A 26,281-nucleotide genomic window follows, 5' to 3' on the forward strand; every position below is an offset into this window, starting at 1 on the left:
CTTTTGTAGAAAAATAATCTGCACAGGTGCGTAACTTTTTATAATGGTAATATTTGAATTATCCGGGACATAAAATAATCCCTCCAAAGTAGTTTGTGTATTTATACCTACTTTAGAGGGATCATATCAATTACAGGCTCTTAATATTATTCTAAACATTTTTATTTCTTTCTTTGAAAGAGCTTTAGTCTGTTATGCTTTCCTGCCATATACTGGTAAAATCCTTCGCAGTTTTCATATTTTTCAGAAGTAATCCAGCTTGCAGGAACTTTGGTACTAGATTTCACGATATCCAGAAACAAATTTGTGCTACCAATATACATAAAGATCTCCTCCTTCACTATAATAACATTATTATTATTTCTTATCTTTGATTTAATTATACGTAAAAGTTGACTTTTTGTATATGATCTGCTAGTCTGAATATAGAGGTAAAATTTGTATTAAAAATACAAAACAAGTGTTCACAAAAATGACAGCGGAGTTCTGAATTTAATATAAAATGCAGGTAATCCGAGAAATATGATTATTGTATTTATATACCATATAATTTACGATTTCAGCTCTTATTAAAAAAGGAGGTTGGTTAGAATGGCGGTACGTTTTTGGGAACTGTATGAAGAAACAAAGGAACAGTTTCGGCTTAAGATAGCTGCCGGTAAAGCCGGTATGGATACGGTGGTAAGCTGGGTGCACATGCTGGAGGATGAAACAATTGTATCCAGATTCCACGGAGAAGAATTAGCAATAACAACAGGCATGAAAGCGGTTCAATCCGGCTGGCTGCTTAAGTTAGTTCAGGAAATGGCCAAGGGTGAATGTGCAGGTATTATTATAAATACCGGAATGTATTTACAAAGCATTCCGGAAGAAGTGGTGAACTGGTGTGAGGTACATAATTTTCCACTGCTTGAAATGCCCTGGGAAATTTCCATAACTGAACTGATTCAGGCTTATTGCATGAGAATCATAGATCAGAAGCAATTTGAAAAAAAGATAGGAAATGCCTTTAGGGAAGTTATTCAGGGACGTTTCTCAGAAGAAAATATCAGACAGGTGTTAGGAGAAAGGTATGATATAGAGGGAACTTTCCAGGTTTTTTGTATTTGTATTAAAAAAACTATGGAGGATGAACTAAGTTATAATCAGGCGATTATAAAACTTGAAAATTTATTTGGTTTATGGAAAGGAAACGATAAAATCAATACTTCTTATGGTCTCATTCGTATGGAAGATTTTCTTGTGCTGATTCTTAACAATAGTAAAGATAAGCAATATATGGAATTACCGGCATTGATTTTGCAAAGCTTTTCTTATTTTGCAAAAGAAAAGCGTTTTCATTTAGGTATCGGACCCGGTGTTAAACTTATTGAAAATTTATCTGCAAGCTATAAAAGAGCTAAAACTGCAATGAGGATGTCTATGGGAACAGGAAAGGAGATGATACATTTTGAGGAGATGGGTTTCTTTAAAATACTTTTTTCCATTGATGATGCGGATGTACTTACGAGTTATGCCAATGATACATTAGGTACTTTAGAAGCCTACGATAAAGCCCATGATACCAGTTATGTTAATACCTTGAGAAGTTATATAAAAAACGACAGAAGTCTTATACGGGTAGCTGAGGATACTTTTACCCATAGAAATACGGTGAATTACCGTATACAGAATATTAAACGGATTCTGGGGTGTGAACTTAGTGATACGGAGGAATTATTTCCTTATCAGGTTGCTTTTTATATAAGAGATATGACGAAAAAGAGTTAAATACATTTTTTGTTCCTTTACTCTTGTAATACGAAGTTTGCTTATGAAATAAAATCAATTGTTACAAGAAATAATATTAGTATGAATAATCTGGAATCACTTTTGCTAAAATAATCTTTACAATCATTTTTTAGGTAAGGGTGAAAGAAAATATAGATAAAGAAAGGTTGCCGCAATGTGATTTTTTCACTCTTTTTAATTGTGGCAATTTCACAGACAAGGATGTGAAATAAAACGGGTTACTGTATGGAACAATTTCCAATCATTCATACTAATTTTTGGGATGCAGTGATAGCTGTACCTGTAGTTGTAATAGTTACGCAAATTATTAAAGTAACTTTACCAATTCCGCGTTATTTAATTCCGACGGTAGCAAGTATCATCGGACTTATAATTTCAATTTTCATTGCACACAAAGGAAACATAAGTGCAGGAATCTTTATGGGATTTTTTTATGGTAATGCAGCAGTAGGAGTTTTTTCTTCACTTAAATTATCATATATAACATATAAAAATAAGAAGAAAAAAGGAAATGTAAGTTAACTGATTGGGTCAAAATTGTTAAATATTGATATTTATTTTGATTTGCTCTTGACGGCCGTTAAATTTGCGTTATGATAATAAGTATAAACTTTTCTATCTGCAGTTATGCCGATATGAATTATTTTATTTCTAACGGAGGTAAATTTATGACTAAGCTTACGAAAGACTTTTTCAGTGATAACGAGGTTTTGATTCTGGGTTATCCGCTTAAAGATGATCCTTCCATGAAGATGATTATGACGGCATTCCGGCAGAATGATATTAATGTTTACCCATTTAATCCGAAGGCTTCCGGGGATTTGGGATTAAAAATCTATAAGAGTTTTTCCGAATTACCCAAAGTACCCAAATGCGCGTATATCTATCTTGAAAAAAATGAAATTACACCGTGGATTCCCAAAATGAAAGAAAACGGTGTGGAGCGGGTCTTATTCCACAGCAAAAAGGACGTGGAGCCTGCTGATGTGGACGAATGCAAAAAAGCCGGTCTTGAGACGGCAATTGCCTGTCCGATGATGTTACTTAGCAATGGAATTCATAAGTTTCACAAGTTCCTGGCCGGTGTGTAGAAGTTAATTGTTCTGAACGAACAAAGGCGGTGATAATTTGAATATTGAAAAAAGAACGGAAGTCTTACTCCATGCAAGCTGGTAAATGATTGCGACAACTGCATGGAGTAATAAAAGTCGCATTTACATTATGCCAGCTTTTCAACTTGAATTTTAATATCAAGGAGTGAGCTTGCATGAATTATATAAACGCAACTAAAATATTACCGGAATACCTGATAAAGGAGTTACAGGAATATGTTCAAGGGGATTATCTTTATATTCCTGTTAAAGAAGGAAAGCATAAGGAGTGGGGAGAATTATCCGGCTGCAAGGCAGCCATACTGACAAGAAATAAAGAGATTATTATGGAATATCAAAACGGTATCACAGTTGATGAACTCTCTGAAAAGTATTTCCTATCAACCCACGCTATAAGAAAGATATTATATCAAAAATAGTGCAAGAGGATTTTCCACTAAATATGGGAAGTCCTCTTTTTTCGTAAAAAATAACCCTGTATCAAATAGTAACTTGCCATATGACCGCATAAATTGATAACATTTTAAATAATGAATTAAATTTATGAGGTGATTATTATGCTTTATCAGATTATAGATTGTTACAAATCTTTTGGTTCACAGGATATATTTCAAAATCTCTCATTTGAGATAAAAGGAAAAGAAAAGATTGCGGTAGTTGGTAAAAACGGCTGTGGGAAATCCACTTTATTAAAAATAATTGCAGGGTTGGAACAAAGGGATTCCGGTGAAATAATAAGCGATAAAAAGTGTACCATAGGTTATCTGGAACAGGTGGCATTTTCCGATGAAGATATACCGGTTGAAGACGAGTTTGAAAAATCTTTTGAAGAAATACACCATTTTGAAAACAAATTAAAGGAAATGGAAGTATTGATGCAAACAGATTATAACCAAGATATTTTAGAGAAGTATGGGAGGTTATTACAACGATTTGAGAGTATGGGCGGGTACACTTATAAAAGAGAAATTGAAACGATTTTTACAAAATTCGGGTTTCCTATTACTGACCGGGAGAAAAAGATAAATGAGTTTTCCGGTGGGCAAAAAACTAAATTAGCTTTTATAAAACTTTTATTAAGTAAACCGGACATTCTGCTTTTAGACGAACCCACCAATCATTTGGATTTGGAAACGATAGAATGGCTGGAGGGTTATGTAAAGCATTATCCCAAAGCCGTGATAGTCGTATCTCATGACAGGATGTTTCTTGATAATGTTGTGGATATCGTATATGAAATTGAAAATCGTACGGCTCTTAGATACAGCGGAAATTATTCATATTTTGTAAATACAAAAAGGGACGATATTATCAGGCAGAATAAGGAATATGCAAACCAGCAGAAAGAGATTAAACGGTTGGAAGAATTGATTGAAAAATTCAGATATAAAGTAAATAAAGCTAAATTTGCCCAGTCAAAAATCAAATACCTGGAGCGTATGACTGTAATAGAAGAGCGGAAGGAAGATACTTCTACATTCCATGCAAATTTTTCAAGCCGTATTAAAGGAGCTAAGAAAGCATTGATAATTAAGGAGCTAAGTGTTGGATATAATCAGGAATTATGTAAAGTCAGCTTAGAGGTTTACAATGGCGACCGGATAGCTGTTATTGGTAAAAATGGAACCGGTAAATCAACATTTGTAAAAACTCTGGTTGGCAATTTAAAACCGCTAAAGGGCAGTTATTCTTTCGGAAAAGAAATTGAAATTGGGTATTTTGATCAGGAGGTTGCACAACTTAACAGCAATAATACTGTAATTGAAGAATTATGGGATAGGTATCCCTATCTGGGAAAGACCCAGATATGTAATACTCTAGGGTGTTTTCGATTTAGTGGAGATGATGCCTTAAAGCAGGTAAATATTTTGTCCGGTGGTGAAAAAGTCAGACTAACACTTGCTAAACTTTTGTTAAAACACGATAACTTTCTAATATTAGATGAACCGACGAACCATCTGGATATTCGGGGAAAAGAAGCTTTGGAAAAATCCCTGAGAGAATATGACGGCACTATACTTTTTGTATCCCATGACCGTTATTTTATCTCTCATATAGCAACAGCCATATTAGAGATAGATAATAACAAAGTTAATTTTTATCCTATGAAATATCAGGAATATTTAGTTAAGCGGCAATCGGTTGTATAAAGTGGTATCATTCTGTTTTTTATATTCAGTTGGTGTCATTCCAACCTGTTTTTTAAAGAGGCTGAGAAAATACTTGATATCATTATAACCAACCTCAGCGGCTATATCTGCAATCTTCTTATTGGATTTATCCAGAAGTATGCAAGCCTCCTTTATTCTAATTTTTTGAGTAAATTCTTTTACCGTCATACCGGAATACTCTTTAAACAATCTGCAAAAGTGAGATTGGCTTAAAAATGCCATCATAGAAAGTTCTTCAATCGTGATATCCTTATAGTAATTACAATGAATATAGTCAATGGCCTTTTCCAGAAGGTCATTTTTTATATAGACATTGTTGTTTATAATGGTCTCTTTTTTAATCGTTCTTAAGATTAATATAATAAGCTTGATTAAATCTGCTTTAAAAACTTCTATATAACCCTCATCCTTAATAGTGTATTCTATTAACATATCTTCATATAGTGTTTGAGTATAGGTAAAATCTTTTGGGAGCAGAGCAATTTTGGGAGTTTTAAAGGTTACGTCTCCATCTAATATTTTTAGCAGAAAGCTATGGGTAATATTGTAAAATTTCTTGCTGTCAATAATAGAGTAATCAAGGAACATTGGTTTAAAAATACAATTATATATTTCCAATTCGCAGTTCTCATCAGCAATAAACTGATGTGGAATATCGTGATTTATAATATAAACTTCTCCCTTTTTACAAATTAAATCATCATTCCCGATTTTATGAATACCATTTCCGGCTGAGATAAATGCAATTTCAATATAACTATGAGCATGAAGCAGCGTTTCTTTCGTTATGCATTTATTAATAAAAATGTCCGAATCACAAAAAAGCGTTTCACCGGTGTCATAATAAGCAAGCATAGTCAATTACCCCTTAAAAAAAGTCCAATACCCCAATATGAGAAATTATACATTATTGTATAATAAATTAATTCCAAGTGCAAGAATTTGAAAGGGGTATTAGTTTGAATAAATGAAAGAAACCGTCCTGATTAGGAGACGTGTTGGGCACGCAGAAAGGAGCTTAAATGAAATCTTATGAATTAGTTTCGCAAACCATTAAAGGAAATAACCCTGGCAGGACCCCTGTTTATGGCTGGATTGCCTGGAATTTAGACTGGGCGGATAATCAAAAGTATAAAACCTATACTGCTTTTGAGGACCGGTATGAATTTGATATGGCCCATCTTTTTGGCGGACCGGGTTGTTTTAACAACGAAAAATTAAATGAACTTAGAAACAGTGGTGTTGAAATCACACCGGAAGTTTTATTGGATATCCCTTTAATGCCTGTTGACCGAATGGAGGATTATAAATCAATAATAGAACAGCTGAAATTTTACAGGGAAGATAGAGGCCGTTTTTGCTATGTGCAATCCAATGGAATTTTTGAATGTTTAAATGAAGCGTTCGGTATAGAGAACCATTTAATGTATTTAATCCTTTATCCTGATGAACTAAAAGAAGTATATAAAAGACAGGCTGAATGGAATATTAAATTTAATCATATCATGGCAGAGCTTGGCGTAGATATGATACATATTTCTGATGACTGGGGTTCCCAAAATAGTTTGATGTTTAGCAAAAATATGTTTAGTGAATTTATTCTGCCTTATCATAAAATGATGGGGGAGAGCGTTAAAAAAACGGGTAAATTTTTAAGTCTGCATTCAGATGGAAATATAAATGAAGCACTTGATGGAATTCTGGACATTGGGTTTGATGTGCTGCACCCCTGGCAGGAATCAGCCGGAATGTCGTATGAAACCTATCTGCAAAAATATAGCGATAAATTTGCTATTCTTGGTGGTGTATGTGTACAATCAACACTGGGGTTTGGCAATTATGATAAATTAGAAACCGAAATAAGAAAAGTATTTAAGCTGTTAAAAGGCAAACGATTCCTATGCTGTACCACTCATTTTGTACAAGACCATTGCACTTTTGAGGAATTGGAATTTGCTTATGACTTAATTTATAAGCTTGCCAGATCGTAGAGAAGTTAATGTAGAACCGGTAAAAGCTGAATATGCTCAGCTGCAGGCTGTGGAAACTGAATATTTATCGCCAATCACTAAAGAAATAAACTAAAAAGAAAGGTGTCGTTATAACGGCACCTTTCGTATATAAAAAAGATTAAATTATTCATGTGGTTAATTAAATAATCCATGTATCTATAAAGAAAAAAGGAGTAGAGTATAATTAATTATATGATTCGAGCGCCAAAAGCCAATTTTATTTTATGGCAACGAATCATTATATGGCATATACAATGCAGAAATATTGTTTCTAAATTACCAGAAATAATTAATATTAAACAGGAGGAAGAGGTATGTTATATCCAAGAAAAACAGAAACTGAATTAAGTAAGGATCTATTTACAAATCCCACCGCCGAATACAGGGGAACCCCTTTTTGGGCGTGGAATTGTAAGATGACAAAAGAAAGTGTGGATAAAACCATTGAAGCATTACAGGATATGGGGATGGGTGGTGGACATATCCACTGCAGAACAGGAATGAACCTTCCGTATCTGGGGAAAGACTTTATGGAGCTCGTAAAATACTCTAATAATGAATTTAAAAAGAGAGGAATGTTGACCTGGCTTTATGATGAGGACCGCTGGCCATCCGGGGCAGGTGGTGGAATTGTTACTAAGGACTTAAAGTACCGTATTCGATATCTGGTATTCTCTCCGAATAAATCAGATAAAAACGAGATAGAGAATCAAAATTTTTCTTCCTCAGGGCAGGCTGTGAGAAGTGAAAACCGTACCTTTTTAGCACGATATGGTGTTAGGTTAGAGAAAGGATATCTGGCCGATTATAAAAGGCTGGAAGAAAATGAGGTTTTACCTAGTGGACAGGAGGAATGGTTTGCTTATTTAGAAATATCAGGTGATAATCCCTGGTTTAATAATCAGGCATATTTAAATACTTTGGATAAGAAGGCGGTAGAACGATTTGTAGAAGTAACCCATGAAAGTTACCTTAAGGAAGTGGGGGAAGAGTTTGGAAAGACAATCCCGGCAATTTTTACAGATGAACCGCAATTTTCCCATAAAATGAAGCTTGGGTTTGCAGCCGAGAGGAAAGAGATTACCATTCCCTATACGGATGATTTTGATGATACTTTTAAGAAGGCTTATGGGACTAGTATATTAGACCAACTTCCGGAATTATTCTGGGAATTGGGAGAAGAACAATATTCTGTAGCCCGTTACCATTATCATGATCATATCTGTGAACGTTTTGTGGATGCTTTTGCCGATACGGTCGGAGGCTGGTGTAAGAATCATGATATTCTTCTGGCAGGGCACATGATGGAAGAACCTACGTTAGAATCCCAGACTGCCGCACTGGGTGAGGCAATGCGCTCATACCGCTCATTTACCCTGCCGGGTGTTGATATGCTTTGTGACAGAAGAGAATTATCTACGGTTAAACAGACACAAAGTGCAGCTCACCAATATGGAAGAGACGGTGTATTAAGTGAACTATATGGTGTTACTAACTGGGATTTTGACTTCAGGGCCATAAACTTCAAGGAGACTGGCAGGCGGCACTGGGGGTAACCGTACGTGTTCACCATCTAACCTGGACCTCCATGGCGGGAGAAGCAAAGAGGGATTATCCGGCAGCCATTGGTTATCAATCCCCTGGTATCAGGAATATCCTTATGTTGAAGATTATTTCTCAAGAATTAATACGGCACTTACAAGAGGAAAATGTGAGGTAAAAGTGGGAGTGATTCACCCGATTGAATCCTACTGGCTGTATTGGGGTACGGAGGAAATGACCGGTGGAATCAGGAGAGAAATGGATGATAAATTTGAAAAATTAATCGAATGGCTCCTTTATGGCCTGATTGATTTTGATTTTATCTCAGAGTCTTTATTACCGGAATTAAATGAGGAAACATCAATTAAAAACAGCAGCTTAAAAGTAGGTGAAATGAAATATGATGTCATTGTGGTGCCTAATTGTGTGACAATCAGGGAAACTACCCTTAGCAGATTAAAAAAGTTTGTAAAGTATGGCGGCAAAGTTATATTTACAGGCGGCACGCCAAAGCTCGTAGATGCTGTTCCGTCGGAGTCACCTATGGAGTTGATGAAGAATTGCAGGAATATAGGTTTTGACCGCTATGAATTATTAAATGCCCTGGAGGAGTATAGGGACATCGATATACGAAACGAACTTGGTATCAGAACAAATAATATCATATACCAGCTTCGTAAAGATGGCGAGAATGAATGGTTATTCCTTGCCCACGTAAATAAGATGAGTAATCCTGATATTCCTAAAAAAGAAGAACTTACTATAACTATAAAAGGAACCTGGAAGGCAATTATTTATGATGCTGTTACTGGTAAAACCCGGGAATGCAAATGTGAATATAGTCGGGATAATACGATTCTGTTTCAAACAATGTTCGAACATGACAGTTTACTGTTGAAACTGGTAAAAACGGATTTAGCTGTAAACGTAACCAGGGAAGATATGAATGAAGATTATATTGAGGGTAAGGCAAGTATGGAAATTACTGTACCCTCAGAGGTTTCTATTACATTGAGTGAACCAAATGTATACCTGTTGGATCTGGCTGAATATCGGTTTGACGAGGAAAACTGGCAGCCAAGGGAAGAAATCTTAAGAATCGACAACCTGTTTCGGAAGAAACTGGGATACCCGCTTCGAATGGAAGCTTTTGCACAACCTTGGGTAGACGAAAAAGAAGAAGGATATGAACACAAATTGTCTCTAAGATTTGAGGTGTTTTCGGATGTTGCAATCCAAACAGCTAAACTTGCATTAGAAAATCCGGAAATAACAAACGTATCTGTAAATGGAATAAAAGCAGAGAAAACGATTGACGGCTGGTATACCGACCGTGACATCAAGACAATTATATTACCGGAGCTTTTTGCCGGCAGAAATGAAATTATAGTCGAGATACTTTATAATTCCAGAACCAATATTGAAGCAATGTATCTGCTTGGTGACTTTGGTGTTAAAGTATCCGGAAGCAACCAAAAGATTATTTCCCCGATGAATAAGATAGGATTTGGAGATATCACAAGTCAGGGATTACCTTTTTATGGCGGAAATATTACATATAACCTTGAGATAGAAACAATGGAAGGAGATCTTACAATACAGGTTTCCCAGTTCCGTAATCCGGTTATTAAAGTACTTCTGGATGGTGAAGAAAAAGGATATATTGCCTATTCACCTTATATATTGCAAATGAAAGACGTAAAAGAAGGAGTACATAAATTACAAATAGTTACATATGGAAACCGTGTAAATACTTTTGGAACAATTCATAACTGCAATAAGACAGAAAGCTGGATTGGGCCGAATGCATGGAGGACAACGGGAACTAGCTGGGCGTATGAATATCAGCTAAAACCAACTGGGATTCTTATTTCACCTCAAATAAGACTTAGGAAACATATTTAACGAAAGAAGTATTGGTAGTTAAAGAAACCATAAAAGTTTTTTAGAATGAAAAACAAACGATAAAAGGTCTCTGCAGGGAAAAAGCAAATCACAATAAAACCTCTCTCAATAAAATGCTGAATTTTACATGTGGGATAGCTGGATGCTCCATGTTATAAACAGCAAAATGATGATAAACTTGATTTATCAAAAAAGGGAGGATTTAAAAGATGGGGATAATATTATAAAAACCCGTTTAGCTTCCGGGAAAATGTCAGATATTTGTATTTATAATTCCGGTTCTATGTTCTCCGCATTAAATCCTACGGAATATTTTACGGATATTTCGGGTGATGAAGCAGTTTCACGTCTGGACGATACCTATAAAAGCACTGTAACGGTAAATGGGGGCGTCTACGGCGTACCATTTTCATCCGCACAGGCCGGAGCAATTCTCTACTATAAACCGGATTATGAAGAACTCGATTTAAATGTGCCGAAAACGTGGGATGAATTTTTAGCTAACTGTGATACTTTACAAAAAGCCGGCAAGACAGCTTTAATTGGTACGTTTGGGGACAGTTGGACCTCACAGCTTATATTCCTAGGTGATAATTTTAACATTTTGGCGGCTGAACCTGATTTTCCAGCTGAATTTGAGGCCGGTGAAGCAAAATATGCAACTACAAAAGCTGGTTTAGAGAGCTTCCAGAAGATGGCGGATGTTCAAAAGTATTATAATGAGGATTATTTGGCAGCAACCTATGATGACGGCGTTGATATGCTGGCTAATGGAGAGGGCAGCCAGTGGGTTATGCTTACACAAAGTTTAAGCAGTATGTACACCTTATATCCGGATAAGGTTAAAGATATCGGAGTATTTGCTATTCCTGGAGATGATGCCAACAATAACGGACTTACCGTATGGATGCCGACATCTTTATATGTGAATAACAGCTCTAAAAATAAGGATGCAGCTTTAGCTTTTATTAACTTTTATACAACGGATGAAGCATTGGATGCATATACATCGGCAGTACTTCCCGATGGTCCATACCTGATCAAAGGATACAATCTGCCGGATAATGCTTATGATGCAGTAAAAACGGATATGCAGGCATATTTCGATAAAGGAAATACTCAGGTTGCATTAGAGTTCTTAACTTCCGTAAAAGGAGCAAACTGCCCGGCTATCGCCGGCGATGAATTCCGTCATCATTCTTTTATTAATAGGAGGACTTCGAAGCTTTGACCTAATATGGGTTATGACCGGAGGAGGTCCGGGATTCGCAACAGACGTTTTATCCTCTGTTATTTATAAACAATATGCTTCCGGATTTTATGGACTTTCAACTGCAGGTAATATTATTATGTTTATCCTGATTGGGGTAATTGCATATCCTTTGCAGAGATTTTTACTAAGCAGAGAGGAGGTGTAAAATTAAAAGCGTAGGAAAAGAAAGTCTAAAAAGTTCTGATATTGAAACCAATATATAAGTTAGTATTTTTAAAGGGTTTGGTTTTTTAGGCTTTTCCTATAATCCCGTGGGGAAAAGCCGGTTATCTTGCGAAAGGTTTCAGCAAAATAACTTGCTCCATAAAAACCACATTCCTGTGCAATTTCACTGACTGAGAGGGAGTTGTCTGCCAGTAATTCGATACTTTTATGAATACGGTAGCTGGTGATAAACTCCATTGGAGTCTGATTCATGTTTTCACGAAAGAGATTACAACATTTGGTACGGGACATGATTCCCGCAGCTGCAATATCATCCAGTGAAATCTTTTCAGCATAATGGCCGTATATATATTCTATCATACTTTTCATAGATGCTACGGATACGGACATGTTGGTACGGGTTCCGTTAACTGCGACGGTGTTTTCGTAGAGAAGCAGCCAGAAATTAGGCAGCATACTCTGTAAGCGCATTTCATATCCGTTTTCCTTTTGGCGGCAGACAGAGAGAATATCTTTTGACAGTTCGCGGTTTTTAGTGCACCATATGGCCGAGTTATCCAACACAATGGCATCATTCTGCGAATCTCTAAGAAGGGGTTCGACATATTTATTATGAATAATACGGTTTGAAGTCAGTAAAGAGGGATGAAATAACAGTACATCAAAGATACATTCTGATCTTTTTACAGGTATTGCATAATGCAGGCGATCCGTATTTACTATAATTCCGGAATCTTTTTCTAATCGGTACGTATTCCCTTCAACATAATAATCCATACTGCCGTCATGGATAAGAATGATTTCGATTTCATTATGCCAGTGGCAGGTTCCGGTCATACCCGGAAATTGGGATAATGCATATACGGCAGACTTTATGGGAAGCCCATTATCATCCGTATAGATTACATTTTCTTTCAAATTACTTCTAATATAATTATCTGACATGTTAATATCTCCCGTTTTTAATCTATAATGTTGTTATTATTTTATAAATTCCTGAAAGATTGTTATTATATTTAAGCACAAATTGATAGAATCGTCAAGAAACATGTACTATAATTATAGCTACGCGGCTTATTTCATAACAGAAAACAAAAGAAAGATGAATGATTTATGAAAACTATGACAAAAAAGCAACTTGCTATCCGATTTGGAATTATTGAAGCAGTATACTGGTCTATTTTTGCAACATTTGCGGCATATATAACTGCCTTTGGGTTATCACGGGGTTATGCACAAAGTACAGTTAGTATCATGGTTTCTATTTATATGACAGGTGCTTTTACAGGTCAGTTTGTTTTGGGAAGTGTCTGTGACAAACTCCGAACGAATAAGAAGGTTTTTCTTTTTGGTCTTAGCATGGCTTGTTTCCTTCAGTTGGGAATGTACTTTTTTAAGAATCCCATCTTGTTTTCCGTTTTATATGGTTTATTTGGATTTATGCTTGGTCCTATGGGTTCCATCCTGGAGACCTGGATGCTAAAGTGTATTAATTATGACGGAGTGCTTTATGGAAAATCGAGGAGTGCTGGAAGTGCCGGGTATGCTGTTGTCATATTGATTATGGGTACGTTGATTGGTAAGTTTGGATTTTTCCTGATGCCAATCTGCTCAACAGTTTTTATAATCATTACATTTATTATTTCTTTGTTAACACAGGATTCGCCGGTGGAGGAGAGTGTTAAGACTTCCATTTCAATGAAAGACATTATGTCAATCATGCGAATTCCCATATATCTTCTGATTATAGTTATGATGTTTTTTATAGGGCTGGCGATTGCCCCGATCAATAATCTAAAAATAATGGTTTTAAAATCAGTAGGCGGTGATGTGGCAATCCAGGGGATAGATTCTTTCATTGGATGTATATCACAATTTACGCTTTTCTTCTTTTCGGGAGCTTTTGCTGCAATACCTGCAAAAAAGAGATTATTTGGATGTTCGATTATGATTTTTCTTGCCATTGTTATTAATCTCATAGCAACGGCACCATGGATGGTTATAACCGGATCGGTAATTTTATTCGGATCATATAGCCTCCTGATTCCGGCGGCTCGTGAGGTTGTAAGAGTACATATAGAGTATAAATATCAGACTACGGCAAATGGATTGGTAGATGCTTTTTATGGTTCCCTGGCTGGGACAATTTCACTGTTGTATGCAGGTACGCTGGCAGATACGGTAAGTGTAAAGTTTATGGTATTTGTCTCTATGCTGATTGCTTTTATACCAATCAGTATTATATCCGGTGTGATAATACGTGGAAGAAAAAATAAAAATATTATATAAAATTAGGATTAAAATGATTTAATATATTAATTTCAGGGGCTGTCGCTTTGACGATTGAAAAATCGTGAGGCGGCAGCTTCCTTTTTGTCTAAAAATACTTTTTTTCATCTATTTCATCTTGAGTTGAGTTGTGTTTGTTAAAAATAAAGTATCTTAATAAATCTAAATGTAGAACTTCAAAATATTATTTAGACAACTTAAAATTTAAGCACTTTTTACTGGAAATAAATGCATTTCAGTCTTTACATTTTAATCTTCTTATGTAGTTTGTTTATGTTTCTTACCATCGCTAGAAGTGTACTTTCTGCCAGAACATTTGATGTGCCTTTACTCAGATATCGTCTAAATTCCATGTCCTGTTTGAAATCTCCAAAGGAACCTTCTGCATCTCTAACCGAAGAAACACGCTTTGCGAGTTTCTTCGGTTCGCGTACGCGTTCGAATTATTGCAAGCAAGCTTGTTAATTCTCACTTTGCTTTCGCGGAAATGAAAAAGGGCACCGCATTTAGTGCGGCAGCCCCATTTCTATATTAGATAACATGAAAGAAATTTAGAGCTAATTAAATGAATTTATATAAAAAAATTGACAAGAGATACCAAATTTTGTATAATTGAACATGTTCAATAATTGTTCAATTATATAAAAAGGATGGTGCAAATGGGTTTAAAGAAAAAGGAAACAAAGAAAAAAATAATGGAAGCTACCATGCACCTTCTTAATTCTAATGAAAATCCGGATGATATTACTGTTCGAAAAATAGCAGAATCTGCGGGAATTGGAATTGGGCTCATTAATTATTACTATGAATCGAGAGATAAACTGATTAAAGAAGCTGTATCTATTAAGATGGAGTCCATAGCGGAAGTGATGGAAAAACTGGGTGGTGATTTGAGCGATCCGGTTAAATATATAAAAGAAATGCTTATTTCCATGTCTGATCTGGCAATGAAAAACAGCAGACTTAATAAATTCTCTATCGAGTATGACTTATTAAAAGGTAATTTTAACATATGTCTTTATCTGATTCCGGCATTAAGTAAAGTATATAATACAAGTAAATCAGATACGGAATTACGTGTGATTGCATTTCAATTAATAGTTACGATGCAAAGTATCTATTTAAGACAGGAAGCCTTTCACATGCTGACGGGTATAAATATTGAAATAAAAGAAGAAAGAGATAAACTGATAACTTCAATTGTGGATAATCTGATAAGGTAAAGCGGAGGAAAGAAAATGAAAAATGTTCGGGAGAGAAGGAGGTTTGTACTTTGAATATCCTTGCAGTAATCGGTAGTCCTAAAGTGGATGGAAATACGTATAAGACGGTTTGCCAGATAGAAAAAGAATTGTATAAAAAAAATGAAGAAATCGAATTTGAATATGTTCAACTAAGCCGTACAAAGCTTGAACTGTGCAGGGGGTGTTATTTATGCATCGAGAAAGGAGAAGATAAGTGTCCGTTAAAAGATGCCAGAGAAAGCCTGGAAAGAAAGATGAAGCAAGCGGATGCAGTAATATTTGCATCACCGGTATATACATACAACGTATCCTGGATAATGAAGAATTTTCTTGACCGATTTGCTTACCGCTGCCACCGGCCGGAATTTCATGGGAAGAAAGCGATGGTAGTTATAACAACAGGAGCAGTCGGACTGGGGTTTGTAGCTAATATTTTATCATTTATGTTAGGTTCAATGGGATTTATAATCTGTGCAAAAGCAGGAATAACCTTTGCCCCGCCTCATGAAAAAGATGAGAAGAAGCTGCAAATAGAAACGGGTAAATTAATAAGAAAAACAGAGGTATTTTACAAAAAAATAATTAACCCAAACCCTGTAAAACCATCACTGGTAAAACTTTTGACATTTAGAATGCAACAAAAAGTATTTTCAAAAGCACCGCAAAACTTAGCTGATTTTAACTACTGGAAAGAAAAAGGCTGGCTTGAGAAATCTGAGAATTATTATTATAAAGTACAAGCAGGAATACTAAATAAGCTAATTGTATCTATTATTTCTGGCTTAATAGCATAAATGCTAATGAGCATCTATTCGGTACCGGCAAACCAATGAAAGCTATCAGCGCAGGAAAATCACAGGAGAAGCTTGTCGGCATATTAAGAACAAGAATCGGGCGAAAGGTACTTAATGGCATGATAAAAAATCATGCCCTGTCAGCACTTAATTCTGGAGTAACGACTATAAGGGCATTGGGTGACTTGAATACGATTTAAGAAAAAAGGTGATTCGGGAGGTGATGGAGTTGTTAAAAGAGGAGAGGCAGCAGTACATATTAAATGAGCTCTATAAATATGGAAGGGTTGTTGTTAATGATCTTTCTAAACAGTTTGAAATATCCAAGGATACGATTCGAAGGGACCTAAGTGAACTAGAGAGCCAGGGAGTTTTAAAACGTGTATTTGGAGGAGCCATTCCTTATAAGGTACCTGTTCCGGGCATTGACACCCGGAATCACATCCGGAAAAATGAAAAGTATATCATTGCCAAAAAAGCACTTGAATTAATCAAAAAAGATAGTATGATTGCAATCGATGGAGGAAGCACGAATCTCATTTTGGCATCGCTTCTGCCCCTTTCCATTTCACTTCGAGTGGTAACTAACAGTTTCCCGGTAGCTGATGAACTTAGGAAAAGGCCGAATATTGAGGTTATTTTTATTGGGGGAAGATGTGATAAAGGGTCGCAGACAACCGTTGGAGATTTGGCTGTCAAACAATTGCTGAACTTTCATTTTGACCAATGTTATATCGGAGTATATGCGGTGGATTCGAAAAACGGTATCAGCGTTCCGGCACCCTATGAAGCTGAGGCTGGAGTGAAACAGTTGTTAATCGAAAACAGTGATGAAGTAATTGCTATGTGCGCAGTGGATAAACTGGAAAAAACAGCAAATTACAGAATTTGTTCCATTAATGAAATCAGTAAGATAATTTGTGAGAATCCGGTTAATGAAAAACTAAACAGGAAATACAAAAATAAAATCATCTAAGCACGCATTTTATATGCGTGCTTTATTTGGCTTTTCATTTAAACATGCAAAATACAGCATAATATTGTGGTTAATTTAATACGTACAAATGCTAAAATGGTTTCAAAAGGTGAGGTGACCATTATGAAAGTAAATATTAAAAAAGACAGTAATTGTTTAAAAATCGGTATTTTAGGCTGCGGTACTATCTGTCAGGCGGCACATTTTGAAGCTGCGGTAAAAGCAAGAAATGTGGAATTAATAGCTATTTGCGATGTGGCAGAAGATTTACTGACTAAAATGGAAGCGGTTTATTCTCCTAAAAGAGTTTATACGGACTTTTCTAAGATGTTAAAAGATACGGAAATAGATGCAGTTATCATCGGTATCGGTGACCAGTTTCATACGGCATGTACAAAAATGGCGTTAATGGCCGGTAAACATGTACTGGTAGAAAAACCGTTAGGAGTAAATCTTTCCGAATGTGAGGAACTACGGGATATAGCCAATGAAAAAGGTCTTATTGTACAGGTTGGAAATATGAAACGCTTTGACGGCGGTATTTCATTTGCCAGAAATTTCATTCAAAAAGAAATCGGCGAAGTAACCACTTTTAAGGCATGGTATTGTGACAGTACAGGCCGATATCAGGTATGTGATAATGTTATGCCATCGATTTATTCAAGCCCGGCTATGAAAAAACCGGCAGGAAATCCGAAAGCGGATCTGGAAAAATACTACCTTCTGGGTCATGGGAGCCATTTATTTGACACTGCAAGATACCTAATGGGAAATATAATCAGTGTGGAAACAAAACATGTTATAAAAGGAAATCTATATTCCTGGCTGATTGCCTGCGATTTTGAAAATGGTGCCATAGGGAATCTGGATTTAACAATCGCAGTACGTGCAGACTGGCATGAAGGTCTTCAAATTTATGGTACCAACGGTACTGTATTAGGGAAAGTATACAATCCTTGGATTCTTAGAACCTCAGAGATTGAATGTTGTAATGAGACAACCGGAGAGATTAAAAAACCATATGAACCGGACGGACATTTTTACCGCCGCCAATTGGAAAGTTTTGCAGAAACGATTTTAGATGGAAAAAAACAAGCTGGTGCTGATTTGGATGACGGGATAGCAGCACTCAGGGCAATTATTGCATCCTATGAATCTTATCAAAATAATGGACGAAAAACACATTTGAAAGATATGAAAGGAGGTATTTAAATGCAAATTGGTATTTTTTCAAAAACCTTTGAGGGAAATTTAGAAACAATATTTAAAAAACTAAACACTCTTGGAATTTATCATACACAATTTAATCTTACCTCGGCAGGAATGGAAACATTACCGGATCATATAGACGAAATTAGCATTAAAAAGGTTAAAGACACGGCAGAAAAATATAAAATTAAACTAGATGCCATATCCGGTACCTTTAATATGATAGATCCCGATACCCAAAGCAGAGCAGACGGCATCAGGCGTTTTGGTGTTTTAAGTGAAATTGCGTCTGTATTGGAAATTCCCATAATAACCTTATGTACCGGTTCAAAGAACCCGCAAAGCAAATGGAAATGGGATGAGAAAAACCTAAGTAGCGAGGCCTGGGACGATTTAATGAAAACAACTGAGCAACTCTTAGCATATGCACATAAAAGCAATCTAATTCTCGGTATAGAAACCGAAGCGAGCAATATTATCAATACACCCTATAAAGCCAGAGAATATCTGGATTCTTTTAAGAGTAAGCACTTAGGGATTATTATGGACGGAGCTAATCTTTTTTTGCCTTCCCAGGTATGTAATATGGAAGCTGTATTAAATGAAGCATTTGAATTATTGGGTAAAGACATCGTGCTCGCACATGGGAAAGATTTTACAAATGGAAGTGAATTGGATTTTGTTGCAGCCGGGGACGGAGTTTTGGATTTTGATATTTATATTCAATTACTTAGAAAATATAAATATCATGGTCCGTTCATCATGCATGGTTTATCGGAAAAGCAAATTCCGGGAAGTTTGGAGTTTTTGAAAGGAAAATTGGGGTATGTCTGATTTTATTCATAATAATATACGTTTGCATTATGAAATTATGGGAGAAGGAATTCCTTTTATTTTTCTGCACGGTTTAGGGGGAAGTATAGAGCAGATTAGAAACATTTATGTTCAAATAAAAGGGGTAAAACTTATTATGCCGGATCAACAGGGGCATGGAGAGAGTGAAGTAAATTGGGAAAACTTTAATTTTCAAACACTGGCTGATGATGTGATAGCATTGGTAAATTATCTGAAAATTGAAAAATTTTATTTGGCGGGAATTTCCATGGGGGCGGCAATCAGTATAGCCATTGCGGTCTCAAATCCTGAAAAGGTTAGTGGTTTACTTCTGATTCGGAATGCGTGGACCCACAAACCGATGGAAACAAAAATTCAGGAACTGTTCGCAGAATGTACAATCTGTTTAAAAAACAGAAGCCTGTCGGATTTTAAAAAAACAAAATCGTATCGTTATATTTCTGGAATTTCTCGCTATACAACACAGGCTTTTTGCGGATATTTTACAGATGAGGCTTCGGTAAGAAATTACCGGAAGTTTCTAATCTTACCCGGTTTATCACCGATTGAGGATTCTTCTGTCTTGTCAAAAATAAATATACCGACAATAATATTAGCCAATCAAGATGATTTAGTTCATCCCTTTGAATATGGAATATACTATCAAAAGTGTATATCCGGAGCAAAATTATATGAAATTGTGAATAAAGATATGGATGCGGCGGCCCATAAGGCAGCTGTTAATCAGTATATTCTGGAATTACTTCGTACTAATAAATATTAGATTGTTTTCTCTAATACCGAGGTACTTTTAAGATTAATTTTAAACTTAATTATTTCCTTGTTTATTTGTGGAAAATTGCAGGCAATTGGTATTTGTTAATAAGAAATAAAGACAAAAATTATATTTATCAATTAGACGAACATCTGTGTGTTAAATATAAAGTTTGCGTTTCTGACTTAATAGACAGCCAATTATCCAATTTCTACATATTAACGAATGGAAAGGTATTTATAGATACTTATGATTCCGCTGATACTACTACTAATGAAGCCAGTTGGAATGAAGCTGCAAGGCTTTATAAAAACCTGCAGCTGATTTTTATTATCGACTCCGGCTCAGGTAAGGTAGTAAAAATTATAGATCTGTCAGAATATGACGATCTGATTAAGCCTTTTGATTACTCGGAAGAATTAGGGACTCAATACGACTATGATTATACTATATCAGGAAAGTATCTCTATCTCTTGAAGAAGACAGGGGTTTACAGCTACAAGCCGTTTGGTATTCAGGATATGCAATTCTTGGATTTTAAGGGGAAGAATGCTGATACATTTTATATTCAGGCAGTAAATTTTGACAGTGAATGTGCCACTCATTTTTACACCTATACAAAATAATTACTGAATTAAATCATATAAATATAGATAGGATCCCTATCAGTAAGACTGTGAAAATAAAAATTCTAAGGGGCTGTCGCTTTAACGATTGAAAAATCGTGAGGCGGCAGCTTCCTTTTTGACTAAAAATACTTTTTTTCATCTGTTTCATCTTGAGTTGTGTTTGTTAAAAATAAAGTACTTTAATAAATCTAAATATAGAACTTCATTCTTAGCAGTATTCCTTTTGTAATCGCATACAAATATTTTACCATAAATCCCTTACTTTTCGAAGTTTGGGATTTATTTTGTTGTCGAAAAAGTAGGACGGCGCCTCAGAAGTCTTGAATGTTTATCACATAGTTTAGGATTTTATATATAATAGATGTTATCTTATTAATTTCGTTTTAAATTCTGTTTACCCAAGGTTTATAGTCGTCAACCTGGGCAACAAATTGGCAATATTGCTGTAATAATTGGCGGTTATCCAATTTGTAGGTATGAAGCCTGAGGTCGTCATGCCGGATATATGCAAAATTGTATTTGTTAATCGCATAGAGTTTAATACCCTGTCGGGTACAATCTTCTCCAAATTGTTCGTCTACAACATTATCGTCAATAAACTGGACTTTTTGAAAAACACTTTTTTTCACAAAAAGCGTACAGTTAATAATATAGTCGACATAACTGTTTTCCCTGCCCGGATGGATAAGCGCCAGCTTTTTGTGGTCTTCGAAAAAGACATAGTGCGTTTTTTTTCCGAATACATCCGCATCGATTACTGGTGTTATGTCCATAAAATCATTTAAATAGTTTGACGCATAATAATCATCATGGTCAAAATTAGCAATGTATGGATAGCTTGTTAGTTTAACTGCAAAATTCAAGCAGGTTCCAACCGAATCACGTTCTGGCCGCTGATAAATTTTAACATTGTCATAAGCTTGCGCTTTCTTATTCCAATCGGTAAGGTTTAAGTGGGAGCTGTTAAGGATGATGATTAATTCCTTAACAGGATAATTTTGCCTGGCATAATTGTCAAATATATTATCCATATAAACAGGTAAGTGAGTACAGGTTATGATTGATACGCCGTCTTGATTAGTCATTGGCCGCTCCGAAAATAAATATTTTACTGTTATTTTAATACAATGTATGATACTTCGGTAAAATAGATGCAAAGTCAGAAGCGCAAATTATTTGGATTCATTATATAGGGTAGGCATCTATTCTTTAAATATTTTTTCAGATACTTTATCTCATGGTAGATGATAGATGGCTATCAATTTAAAATAAACCTCTGCTGCGTTTACATTTTTAATTGTTTGTATTATAATAATACCAAAAAAATTGTATGGTATGCTGTTTTACCAGGTACCTGAATTGGTAATTGAGAATGGTCCAATTTGATAAAAATTAGAAAGTGCTAGAGGTATTATTTATGAAACTAATTATAATCCGTCACGGAGACCCCGATTATTCTATAGATTCCCTTACCGAAAAAGGGTGGAGAGAAGCTGAATTACTGTCCAATAGAATTAAAACTATGAATGTAAAAGAGTTTTATGTATCACCTTTAGGCAGGGCAAAGGATACCGCATCCCTTACTCTTAAAAAGATGAACCGGGAAGCCAGAGTACTTCCTTGGCTTAGGGAATTTCATGCACCAATTAAGGACGAGATAACGGGAGAGGAAAGAATCACCTGGGACTGGCTTCCTGGCGAATGGACCAAGGTAGATGAATTTTATGATAAAAACCTATGGCACACAGTTCCGGTTATGAAAGAGGGACACGTGATAGAGGAAGCAAAACGTGTTTACTCCGGACTTGATGATATATTAAAAGAGCATGGGTATGAACGTGAGGGGCAAATATACCGAGCAGTCAGACCCAATAATGATACAATTATTCTATTCTGCCACCTTGGTGTTGAGTGTGTAATGTTAGGTCATCTTTTAGGAATCTCTCCGATGGTTATGTGGCATGGTTTTTTTGCCGCTCCCACATCCGTGACCATTTTAAATACCGAGGAACGCAGAAAAGGAACGGCATACTTTCGAGTAAGCTCTTTTGGAGATATTTCACATCTTAATGCAGCAGAAGAAAAACCCTCTTTTATGGGCAGATTCTGTGAAACATACGATAATATGGACGAACGGCACGATTAAGTGATACATTGATAAAATAGTTTTTTAAAAAATATATGGCAGTTTACAAAAACAGGGCAAAGTACTTATGCCCTGTTTTTGTTATATGTTCCTGTTATAACAAACTGGGTTCCACTTTCCTGCTGTATAAATATAAGAATTCATGTTATAATGTTTTTAAATAAACAATATATATAAACTATTTAAATCATATTCTAAATATGAGGCAGATTATTAGTTGGATTAAGGAGGATTGAATCGGAATGAAAGTAATTATGTATGGTACGGAGATTTGTCCGGATTGTGTTGAGGCAAAAGCTGAATTAAGTACATCTGCAGATATTCAGTTGGATTACAGGAATATCACAAAAAATACAGTTACCCTAAAAGAATTTTTATCCTATCGTGATAATGATGAAATATTTACCCAGATTAAAAATGACGGCAAAATCGGTATTCCTTTTTTTATTCTGGAGGATGGAACAAAAACATTTGATGTATATGATTTTTTAGAAGTGGAAAAACCGGTAAAAACCGCGAATTACTGTTCTATTGATGGAAAAGGAAACTGCTGATTATAAGGATATACCAAAACATTGATTGAAAATACAGGAAAGTAGTTCGATAAAATTGTCAGATTCCAATGAAACTGGTATCATAATAAAAAACAATGGGGTTGTCTAAGGAAATTCAGGCTATAGTAAGACAGCTCCATTTTAAACAGACAATTAACGAAGGATTTGAAATAGATTATGAAAAAATTAGTGATAGGAATACTGGCACATGTGGATGCGGGTAAAACAACATTATCGGAAAGTATGCTTTATCTAAGCGGTAAAATCGGAAAATTGGGCCGGGTGGACAAGGGGGATGCCTTTTTAGATACCTATGATTTAGAAAGGTCAAGAGGAATTACCATTTTCTCCAAACAGGCCATGTTAGAAATAGAGGATACACAGATGACCCTACTGGATACCCCGGGGCATGTGGATTTTTCAGCCGAAATGGAGAGAACCCTGCAGGTCCTGGATTATGCCATTTTAGTAATAAGCGGTGCCGATGGTGTTCAGGGACATACCAAAACATTATGGCGTCTCCTTGAAATGTACGAGATACCGGTTTTTTTATTCATAAATAAGATGGATCAGAACGGGACGGATAAAGAAAAGCTGCTAAAAGAATTAAAGCAGCAGTTGGATGACGGATGCATTGAATTTGGACAAGTTAGGACCGAGGATTTTTTTGACCAGCTGGCTATGTGTGACGAGGGAATGCTGGAAGCTTATCTGGAGTTTGGGCAGGTTGAAAACGGACAGATTACTATGGCGATAAGAGACCGTAAAGTGTTTCCATGCTATTTCGGATCGGCTTTAAAATTATACGGTGTTGATCAATTCATGGAAGGTATTGCAAAGTATGCCATGATACCGGCTTATCCGGATGAATTTGGGGCCAAGATATTTAAAATAGCAAGGGATGAGCAGGGAAACCGCCTTACTTATATGAAAATTACAGGCGGGAAACTTAAGGTGAAAGATGTCCTTACTAATGGCATGTGGGAAGAGAAAGTCAATCAGTTAAGAATCTATTCCGGACCGAAATTCGAGGCGGTGAATGAGTTAGGGGCAGGTTCGGTAGGTGCAGTCATAGGACTTAGTAAGACCAGGCCGGGTGAGGGCTTAGGAATAGAGGAAGCTTCTGCCGCACCTGTACTAGAACCCGTATTGTCCTATCAGATCTTATTGCCGATGGGTTGTGATCCGAGAGAAATGCTCCCTAAATTACGTCAGATTGAAGAAGAAGAGCCGGAGCTTCATATCGTCTGGGATGAGGGACTACAGGAAATTCAGGCACAAATCATGGGAGAGGTACAGATAGAGATTTTGCAAAGCCTTATTAAAACCCGGTTTGGTGTGGAGGTAGCTTTTGATTCGGGAAGAATTGTATACAAAGAGACCATAACCAATACCGTAGAAGGCGTGGGTCATTTTGAGCCATTACGGCACTATGCGGAGGTTCATCTGTTATTGGAACCGGGTGAACCGGAAAGCGGTCTGGAGTTTGGTTTAAATTGCAGTGAAGATATATTGGCGAAAAGTTGGCAGAGACTTATCTTAACCCATCTGGAAGAAAAAAAACATAAAGGAGTTCTAACCGGAGCAGCGATTACCGATATGAAAATTTCACTAATCTCAGGACGTGCCCATAATAAGCATACCGAAGGCGGGGACTTCAGGGAGGCTACTTACCGCGCTGTACGCCAGGGATTAAAAGAAGCTAAGTCCATACTTCTGGAACCTTATTATAGTTTTCAACTGGAATTACCGGAGAAAATGGTGGGAAGGGCTATGACTGATATAGAAAAAATGTATGGTACCTGCGAAATATCCCAGACAAACGGTGAGATGGCAATACTGATTGGCAGTGCAGCGGTTATTACTATGAGAAACTACCAGAAAGAGGTAATTGCGTATACGAAAGGACTTGGCAGGTTGTTTTGCAGTCTGAAAGGTTACGAACCATGCCATAATGCGGAAGAAGTTATCAAAGGTATTGGGTATGATTCGGAAAGAGATATTATCAATCCGACAGGTTCTGTTTTTTGTGCACATGGTTCCGGCTTTTTGGTGGATTGGGATAAAGTGAAGGATTACATGCATGTGGAAGGATATCTTCAAAAAAGGGAAAATTCACCAAGTGTATTATCTCCAAACAAGGAGACATATGTGGAAGAGAGCTTTATCAGTTTGGAGGAGATCGACCATATTATAAATTCAACTTTCTATTCGAACCAGGGTAAAAAATCAACCTGGAAAAAACGTAAAACAGCCAGAGACAGCTATTATGCCCCTTCCCCTCGTACAAACATTCAGAGAGAAACCAGAGAAAAATATCTCCTTGTGGATGGATATAATATTATCCATGTTTGGCCTGAGCTAAAAGAACATATAGATGACAATATGGACGGTGCAAGAATGAAATTACTTGATATATTAAGTAATTATCAGGGAATTCGAAAATGTCAGATTATTGTTGTATTTGATGCGTACCGCGTAGAAGGACATAATGAGGAAATCATCGACTACCATAATATTCATATGGTCTATACGAAAGAGGCACAAACGGCGGATCAGTATATTGAAAAGTTTGCCCATTCCAATCGGAATAAATATGATATTACGGTTGCAACATCGGATGGTTTACAGCAGATCATTATCCGAGGGGCAGGTTGTGCCTTACTATCTGCCAGAGATTTAAAGGCGGATATTGAAGAGGCAAATAATAGTTTAAATCAGGCATATCAGGAAATGAAGGGGAAAAACCGCAATTATCTGATAGACACTTTGTCGTCGGAAGCAAAACAGCAGATGGATAAAATTGCTGAAGAAAATGATAAGCACAAAGAGTAGCTTATATGAATCAGTTTATTATAGA

General features: G+C 36.2%; 24 protein-coding genes and 1 pseudogene. 20 read left to right on the forward strand and 5 right to left on the reverse strand.

What is annotated here, in order from left to right; genetic code table 11:
• Positions 1 to 161: 161 nt before the first annotated feature.
• Entirely contained in the window at positions 162 to 323 is a 162-nt protein-coding gene (locus Ana3638_RS12735) for a hypothetical protein (protein ID WP_161838364.1), read from the reverse strand.
• Between the two features lie 268 nt (positions 324 to 591).
• On the opposite strand from Ana3638_RS12735, the gene Ana3638_RS12740 reads away from it, so the two are divergent.
• From Ana3638_RS12740 to Ana3638_RS12760, 5 genes are all read left to right on the forward strand, one after another.
• Entirely contained in the window at positions 592 to 1,770 is a 1,179-nt protein-coding gene (locus Ana3638_RS12740) for a PucR family transcriptional regulator (RefSeq protein WP_161838365.1), read from the forward strand.
• 246 nt (positions 1,771 to 2,016) lie between these two features.
• A complete protein-coding gene (locus Ana3638_RS12745) occupies positions 2,017 to 2,313 on the forward strand; it encodes a hypothetical protein (protein ID WP_161838366.1) in 297 nt (98 codons plus the stop codon).
• A gap of 146 nt (positions 2,314 to 2,459) precedes the next feature.
• Positions 2,460 to 2,882 carry a CoA-binding protein gene (locus Ana3638_RS12750; protein ID WP_161838367.1) on the forward strand — a complete coding sequence of 141 codons (423 nt, stop codon included), beginning with the start codon at positions 2,460 to 2,462 and terminating at the stop codon, positions 2,880 to 2,882.
• A 176-nt stretch (positions 2,883 to 3,058) separates the two neighbouring features.
• On the forward strand, positions 3,059 to 3,322 hold the full coding sequence (locus Ana3638_RS12755; RefSeq protein WP_161838368.1) for a CD3324 family protein: 264 nt from the start codon (positions 3,059 to 3,061) through the stop codon (positions 3,320 to 3,322).
• A gap of 138 nt (positions 3,323 to 3,460) precedes the next feature.
• Positions 3,461 to 5,053, forward strand: coding sequence for an ABC-F family ATP-binding cassette domain-containing protein (locus Ana3638_RS12760; RefSeq protein ID WP_161838369.1), 1,593 nt, complete (start codon positions 3,461 to 3,463; stop codon positions 5,051 to 5,053).
• Here Ana3638_RS12760 and Ana3638_RS12765 read toward each other — a convergent pair.
• The gene (locus Ana3638_RS12765; RefSeq protein WP_161838370.1) at positions 5,027 to 5,929 is read right to left on the reverse strand and encodes an AraC family transcriptional regulator; all 903 of its coding nucleotides are present in this window, start codon (positions 5,927 to 5,929) and stop codon (positions 5,027 to 5,029) included. The two genes, Ana3638_RS12760 and Ana3638_RS12765, sit on opposite strands and share 27 nt — an antisense overlap.
• 167 nt (positions 5,930 to 6,096) lie before the next feature.
• On the opposite strand from Ana3638_RS12765, the gene Ana3638_RS12770 reads away from it, so the two are divergent.
• The 4 genes from Ana3638_RS12770 (at position 6,097) to Ana3638_RS12780 (ending at position 11,764) form a co-directional block, all read left to right on the forward strand.
• Positions 6,097 to 7,065 (forward strand): uroporphyrinogen decarboxylase family protein, encoded by a 969-nt coding sequence (locus tag Ana3638_RS12770; RefSeq protein WP_161838371.1) that lies wholly within the window; start codon positions 6,097 to 6,099, stop codon positions 7,063 to 7,065.
• A 335-nt stretch (positions 7,066 to 7,400) separates the two neighbouring features.
• Entirely contained in the window at positions 7,401 to 8,642 is a 1,242-nt protein-coding gene (locus Ana3638_RS25190) for a hypothetical protein (protein WP_246240184.1), read from the forward strand.
• A gap of 166 nt (positions 8,643 to 8,808) precedes the next feature.
• The gene (locus Ana3638_RS25195) at positions 8,809 to 10,533 is read left to right on the forward strand and encodes a type 1 glutamine amidotransferase family protein (protein ID WP_246240187.1); all 1,725 of its coding nucleotides are present in this window, start codon (positions 8,809 to 8,811) and stop codon (positions 10,531 to 10,533) included.
• A 142-nt stretch (positions 10,534 to 10,675) separates the two neighbouring features.
• Entirely contained in the window at positions 10,676 to 11,764 is a 1,089-nt protein-coding gene (locus Ana3638_RS12780) for an ABC transporter substrate-binding protein (protein ID WP_161838372.1), read from the forward strand.
• Between the two features lie 255 nt (positions 11,765 to 12,019).
• Here Ana3638_RS12780 and Ana3638_RS12790 read toward each other — a convergent pair whose 3' ends face one another.
• Complete coding sequence (locus tag Ana3638_RS12790) at positions 12,020 to 12,916, reverse strand: AraC family transcriptional regulator (RefSeq protein WP_161838373.1); 897 nt, start codon at positions 12,914 to 12,916, stop codon at positions 12,020 to 12,022.
• 168 nt (positions 12,917 to 13,084) lie between these two features.
• Between Ana3638_RS12790 and Ana3638_RS12795 the strand changes: the two genes are divergently transcribed.
• A complete protein-coding gene (locus Ana3638_RS12795; RefSeq protein WP_161838374.1) occupies positions 13,085 to 14,260 on the forward strand; it encodes an MFS transporter in 1,176 nt (391 codons plus the stop codon).
• Positions 14,261 to 14,464: 204 nt separating this feature from the next.
• On the opposite strand, the pseudogene Ana3638_RS27245 reads toward Ana3638_RS12795, so the two are convergent.
• Positions 14,465 to 14,649 (reverse strand): annotated as a pseudogene (locus Ana3638_RS27245) (transposase); the annotation flags it as partial.
• Between the two features lie 270 nt (positions 14,650 to 14,919).
• On the opposite strand from Ana3638_RS27245, the gene Ana3638_RS12805 reads away from it, so the two are divergent.
• The 7 genes from Ana3638_RS12805 to Ana3638_RS12835 all read left to right on the forward strand — a co-directional run bounded on the left by Ana3638_RS12805 (position 14,920) and on the right by Ana3638_RS12835 (position 20,718).
• Entirely contained in the window at positions 14,920 to 15,483 is a 564-nt protein-coding gene (locus tag Ana3638_RS12805; protein WP_161838375.1) for a TetR/AcrR family transcriptional regulator, read from the forward strand.
• A gap of 50 nt (positions 15,484 to 15,533) precedes the next feature.
• Positions 15,534 to 16,298, forward strand: coding sequence for a flavodoxin family protein (locus tag Ana3638_RS12810; protein ID WP_161838376.1), 765 nt, complete (start codon positions 15,534 to 15,536; stop codon positions 16,296 to 16,298).
• Between the two features lie 229 nt (positions 16,299 to 16,527).
• Positions 16,528 to 17,274 (forward strand): DeoR/GlpR family DNA-binding transcription regulator, encoded by a 747-nt coding sequence (locus Ana3638_RS12815; RefSeq protein ID WP_161838377.1) that lies wholly within the window; start codon positions 16,528 to 16,530, stop codon positions 17,272 to 17,274.
• 123 nt (positions 17,275 to 17,397) lie between these two features.
• Entirely contained in the window at positions 17,398 to 18,486 is a 1,089-nt protein-coding gene (locus Ana3638_RS12820; RefSeq protein WP_161838378.1) for a Gfo/Idh/MocA family protein, read from the forward strand.
• On the forward strand, positions 18,487 to 19,317 hold the full coding sequence (locus Ana3638_RS12825; protein WP_161838379.1) for a sugar phosphate isomerase/epimerase family protein: 831 nt from the start codon (positions 18,487 to 18,489) through the stop codon (positions 19,315 to 19,317).
• Positions 19,310 to 20,101, forward strand: coding sequence for an alpha/beta fold hydrolase (locus tag Ana3638_RS12830; protein WP_161838380.1), 792 nt, complete (start codon positions 19,310 to 19,312; stop codon positions 20,099 to 20,101). The genes Ana3638_RS12825 and Ana3638_RS12830 overlap by 8 nt, the downstream gene beginning before the upstream one ends.
• Positions 20,102 to 20,193: 92 nt before the next feature.
• Positions 20,194 to 20,718 (forward strand): hypothetical protein, encoded by a 525-nt coding sequence (locus tag Ana3638_RS12835; protein WP_161838381.1) that lies wholly within the window; start codon positions 20,194 to 20,196, stop codon positions 20,716 to 20,718.
• Between the two features lie 386 nt (positions 20,719 to 21,104).
• Here Ana3638_RS12835 and Ana3638_RS12840 read toward each other — a convergent pair whose 3' ends face one another.
• On the reverse strand, positions 21,105 to 21,806 hold the full coding sequence (locus Ana3638_RS12840; RefSeq protein ID WP_161838382.1) for a glycosyltransferase: 702 nt from the start codon (positions 21,804 to 21,806) through the stop codon (positions 21,105 to 21,107).
• Positions 21,807 to 22,138: 332 nt separating this feature from the next.
• On the opposite strand from Ana3638_RS12840, the gene Ana3638_RS12845 reads away from it, so the two are divergent.
• The 3 genes from Ana3638_RS12845 to Ana3638_RS12855 all read left to right on the forward strand — a co-directional run bounded on the left by Ana3638_RS12845 (position 22,139) and on the right by Ana3638_RS12855 (position 26,256).
• Entirely contained in the window at positions 22,139 to 22,867 is a 729-nt protein-coding gene (locus Ana3638_RS12845) for a histidine phosphatase family protein (protein ID WP_161838383.1), read from the forward strand.
• Positions 22,868 to 23,109: 242 nt separating this feature from the next.
• Complete coding sequence (locus Ana3638_RS12850) at positions 23,110 to 23,421, forward strand: glutaredoxin family protein (protein ID WP_161838384.1); 312 nt, start codon at positions 23,110 to 23,112, stop codon at positions 23,419 to 23,421.
• Between the two features lie 177 nt (positions 23,422 to 23,598).
• A complete protein-coding gene (locus Ana3638_RS12855) occupies positions 23,599 to 26,256 on the forward strand; it encodes a translation factor GTPase family protein (protein WP_161838385.1) in 2,658 nt (885 codons plus the stop codon).
• Positions 26,257 to 26,281 lie beyond the last annotated feature (25 nt).

It is taken from the genome of Anaerocolumna sedimenticola, assembly GCF_009931695.1.
In the GTDB taxonomy this organism is placed as follows: domain Bacteria; phylum Bacillota; class Clostridia; order Lachnospirales; family Lachnospiraceae; genus Anaerocolumna; species Anaerocolumna sedimenticola.